The 580-nt window shown below is 56.9% G+C and carries 1 protein-coding gene; it reads left to right on the top strand.

Going from position 1 to position 580, the window contains the following annotated elements; translation table 11 throughout:
• Positions 1-231: hypothetical protein (locus AC2T28_RS24950; RefSeq protein WP_486751302.1), on the top strand; the 231-nt coding region annotated here is incomplete at its 5' end.
• Positions 232-580: the final 349 nt, after the last annotated feature.

The raw sequence follows: 580 nt of genomic DNA, 5'->3' as shown, positions 1-580 counted from the left end.
GCTGGACGGCTCAAGTTAGCCATGCAGGCAGCAGCGATCGGGGCTCTTGGGCATCGGGTAGCTCTCACGAACAACTATCAGGGCCTGGATGAAGTGAAGGAGGCTTCTCCGGAGCTGGTTGATGACTACGTGGAGATGCGTCACCGTCAGCGCTGCTCAGCCTACGAGGTGCGTCAGCGTTGTTTCCAAGAGAGGTTAGCGTATCTGGATTCTATGGGTGGGGGAACATGATGATCGAACCGGGAAGTCCTAGGGGTTCTCCTCGCCTAGTTTCCCCTTCTTTTCCATTACTTATCCCTCTGCCCAACTATACTCAGGCATAACCGCTAACGGCCTCTCCCAAGCCCCGGGGGAGGCTACTTCAGCACCCCAAGTTCAGGTACATCACCCATGGATCTGCCATAGCCGCCTCAGTGTTCAGGAGCAGCCCCGTCAGAGCACTCAGACCACGCGAAGTCGGCCCCACCAGCTACCAGTCAGCGTGTCAATCAACAGGGGCATAAATCAGGGGCATTTCGGCACGTTTAGCGCCACGTCAGCCTTAGTTCATTGTCTCGGAAAGCACTGGCTGGGGTGGTAG

This window comes from Parasedimentitalea nitratireducens, from assembly GCF_057444295.1.
This window is presented reverse-complemented; position numbering and strand designations above follow the sequence as displayed.